The sequence below is a fragment of the Polaromonas sp. P1_G4 genome, assembly GCF_056405475.1.
In genome coordinates this window covers 1-3,231 of sequence record NZ_JBFUCA010000485.1, presented here as the reverse complement: position 1 = coordinate 3,231, position 3,231 = coordinate 1, and the positions used below count along the sequence as shown (strand labels likewise).

The window sequence follows — 3,231 nt, the reverse complement described above, 5'->3', positions numbered from 1 at the left end:
CCATGATGCCGAAGCTGAAGTAGTAGGCCCGGAGCCCGTCGTTAAAAGTTTCCGCCGCCAGGCTCACCATGCGGCTGGCGCGTGTGGCAAACGCTTCACGGTCGAACTTCCCCACCTCAAACTCCTGCGGTGACGGCATGGAGCCAATCAGCAGGGCGACAAAGGTGTACTGGCGCATGGACCAGCTGAAGCGGAAAAACGCGTAGACAAACACCGCCACCATCAGCAGCACCTTGAGGTCAAAAATCAGCACCGAGGTGCGCACGGCAAACGGGATTTCGCGCACCAGCTCGGCCGCTTTGTCGGTGGTGCCCAGCAGCGCGAACAACCCGCCGATGATGATGATCGTGGTGGACGAGAAAAAAGCCGGCGTGCTGGAGAGGTTCTGCGTGATGATGCCGTCGATCACGCGCGGGTCGCGCGAGGTGGCCTGTATCAGCCAATGGTGCCGGTAACGGTTGGTGGTGCGCAGCAGCGAAGGCCGCTTGACCCCATAGTGCCGGGCAAACCAGGCATAGCCCATCCAGCCGCCAAAGAACCAGGCGATGGCCATCCAGTCGGACCAGGGAAGCAGGCTGAAAATTTGCATCGCGTGATCTTAAACGCTGGGCTTTCCCTCAAAAAGCTTTTGCCTGACTTGCCGGGCCTCAGCCCGCGGTGAACTTCCGCTCGGGCAACGGGATGAATTCGGTCTCCCCGGGCACCTGCCCCATGGCCTGGGCGGCCCAGTCCTCACCGGCCTGCACGATGCGTTCCTTGCGGCTGGAAACAAAGTTCCACCACATGAAGCGGTGCGCATCCAGTGCGTCGCCACCGATCACCACCAGGCGCGCCGGGGTGTTTGCGCTGAGCTGTACTGCTGTGCCGGGTAAAAGGGTCGCCAGCGTGTGCATCGCCAGCGGCTCGCCGTCCAGCAGCAGGTCGGCGTCCACCGCATACAGCGCCATCTGCGCTGCCAGTGGCGGCAACGTGAAAGGCGTGCCCGCCGCGAGCGCCACATCCAGGTAGAGTGTTTTTGAGAAAGTCTTGACGGGTGAGGCTTTTCCGAATGCCTCACCGACCAGGACACGCACCACCGCGCCGTCCACGGACACCTCTGGGATGCTGTCCGCAGGCGTGTGTGAAAAACCGGGTGCTGTTTCTTCAAACTCTGCGGGCAAGGCAGCCCACAGCTGCAARCCGTGGTTTACATATGCAGTACCACGCAGGTCGTCGGGCGCGCGCTCCGAATGCACAATGCCCCGCCCTGCCGTCATCCAGTTGATGGCACCGGGTTCTATGCGCTGGGCAGAGCCGATGCTGTCGCGGTGCATCATGGCGCCTTCGAACAGATAGGTCACGGTGGCCAGGCCGATATGCGGATGCGGCCGCACGTCATGGCTGGTACCGGGGTGTTCAGTCACCGGGCCGAAGTGGTCAAAGAAAATGAAAGGGCCAACCGATTGCTGCTGCGCAGAAGGTAGCAGGCGGCGCACCATGAAGCCGCCGCCCAGGTCCTTGTGATGCCCGGTCAGTTTCAGTGCAGCGCTCATGTCAGCCGTTCCACGTCCGTCGTGATTTCCGTCGTGACGGTGCTCATGAGTTTGTGCACCGGGCATTTCTGGGCAACGGTGTGCAATTCCTGCAACTGGGCATCCGTCAGGGCGCCCTTGATCTGGAGTTTGGTGGCAAGCTTGTAAACGCCGGCGCGCTCCTGAGAGTCGTCCCGTTCAACCCGCGTCTTTATCTCGTCGACGGGAATGCCCTTCTTGCGGGCGTACCACATCACGGTAACAGCCTTGCAGGCGCCGAGCGCCGCGTCATAGAGGTCATGGGGCGAGGGGCCGGCATCGTCACCGCCTTCTGCCAGTGACGCATCGGTAATCAGCGCGTGGCTGCGAATTTGCAGATGCTGGGCCAGCTCCGCCGGAGGATTGCGCCTGAGTTCAACGGTCATGACAATTCCTGTAAAAAAGAAAAAGAATCAGGGAGCGAATCTCGCTGCGATACCGGCCACGCGCCGTCCGAAGTTGCGGGCGTTGTCCAGGTCGCCTGCGTTCATTTCGCCGGCACCTGCATCCGATGGCGATTGTGCGACAGCGCCACTGTAAGAGCCGAGGTAGTTGGTGTCGCTGCGCACCGCCGCCTTGCTGTTGCTGGGCAGCACGCCCTGGCTGACCCAGATGCCGCCATGCTGCATGGCCAAAGTAAAGAGGTAATTCAGCGTCGACATCTTGTCACCGCTCATGGCTGCGCTGTTGGTGAAGCCGGCAAACAGCTTGTCCTTCCACGCCTGGGTGTACCAGGGTTTGGAGGAAGCATCGGCAAACTTCTTGAACTGCCAGCTGACGCTGCCCATGTAGGTGGGTGATCCCATGATGATGGCGGTGGCGGCATCGAGGGTTTCCCAGCCGCCTTCGGGCAGGTTGCCTTCGGCATCAATAGCTACCAGTTCAGCGCCCGCGCCCTCGGCGACTGACTGCGCCATTCGCTGGGTATGGCCGTAGCCGGAGTGGTAAATCACGACAACTTTGGGCATTCCGGGTCTTTCGCAGGAAGATGAATAAAGGAGAAGGATGAAATCTGGAACCCGCCAAAACAAAAAAAGCCGCAGCCGGGCGTGAACCCTGCTGCAGCCTTGCCGGCGAATCAGCCCTTGAGCTTGGCGTCCAGGCTCCAGGCGCCGCCGCCCCAGGCCGCCACGGTGAGCAGGCCGCCGACCACGGCGATGTTCTTGAAGAACATCAGTTGCTGCATCATGGCTTGCTCGGCGGGCACGCCCCAGTAGTTGTGGAAGATGAAGGTGATCACCACGGTGAAGAGCGCGATGCCGAGCGCGGCCCAGCGCGTCATGAAACCGACCAGCAGCAACAGGCCCAGTCCCAGCTCAATCGCAATGGCGGCAGCCGCGGCGACTTCGGGCAGCGGCACACCTTTGGAGGCGATGTAGCCGGCCGTTCCGGCAAAGCCGGCGATCTTGCTGAAGCCGGCAGGCACGAATAGCAAAGCCAGCAGCACGCGGCCGATGAGGGAAAGAGGGTTTTGCAGGGAATTGAGCATGACGAGTCCTTATAAATAAAGTAAACGGGGAAATGATGGAGGAAAAAAACACTCTGGGCAAGCGCCATGCGGCTGTACGCATTCGGCGCCCGACCTGGGTGATGGGTTACGGCATGTGACCGGGCGTTACGGTGCCAGGTCAAACACCAGCACCTCGGCGTCCTGGCCGTGGCCCAGTTGCAGTGTGCCTTC

5 protein-coding genes are annotated in these 3,231 nt (G+C 61.4%); all 5 read right to left on the bottom strand.

Features of this window, described 5'->3' with window-relative positions; translation table 11 throughout:
* On the bottom strand, positions 1 to 589 hold a 589-nt coding region (locus AC1D1X_RS19200; RefSeq protein WP_477698911.1), incomplete at its 3' end, for a DUF599 domain-containing protein.
* Between the two features lie 58 nt (positions 590 to 647).
* Positions 648 to 1,532: a pirin family protein gene (locus tag AC1D1X_RS19195; protein ID WP_477668956.1), complete on the bottom strand. Its 885-nt coding sequence runs from the start codon at positions 1,530 to 1,532 to the stop codon at positions 648 to 650.
* Positions 1,529 to 1,936, bottom strand: coding sequence for an OsmC family protein (locus tag AC1D1X_RS19190; protein WP_477668955.1), 408 nt, complete (start codon positions 1,934 to 1,936; stop codon positions 1,529 to 1,531). Before AC1D1X_RS19190 ends, AC1D1X_RS19195 begins: the two co-directional genes overlap by 4 nt.
* A gap of 27 nt (positions 1,937 to 1,963) precedes the next feature.
* The gene (locus tag AC1D1X_RS19185; protein WP_477668954.1) at positions 1,964 to 2,518 is read right to left on the bottom strand and encodes a flavodoxin family protein; all 555 of its coding nucleotides are present in this window, start codon (positions 2,516 to 2,518) and stop codon (positions 1,964 to 1,966) included.
* Between the two features lie 110 nt (positions 2,519 to 2,628).
* A complete protein-coding gene (locus AC1D1X_RS19180) occupies positions 2,629 to 3,039 on the bottom strand; it encodes a DoxX family protein (RefSeq protein ID WP_477668953.1) in 411 nt (136 codons plus the stop codon).
* Positions 3,040 to 3,231: the final 192 nt, after the last annotated feature.

Coding starts and splice junctions, on each gene's coding strand:
- AC1D1X_RS19190 (WP_477668955.1), bottom strand. CDS start 1,936: ATGACCGTTGAACTCAGGCGCAATCCTCCGGCGGAGCTGGCCCAGCAT.
- AC1D1X_RS19180 (WP_477668953.1), bottom strand. CDS start 3,039: ATGCTCAATTCCCTGCAAAACCCTCTTTCCCTCATCGGCCGCGTGCTG.
- AC1D1X_RS19185 (WP_477668954.1), bottom strand. CDS start 2,518: ATGCCCAAAGTTGTCGTGATTTACCACTCCGGCTACGGCCATACCCAG.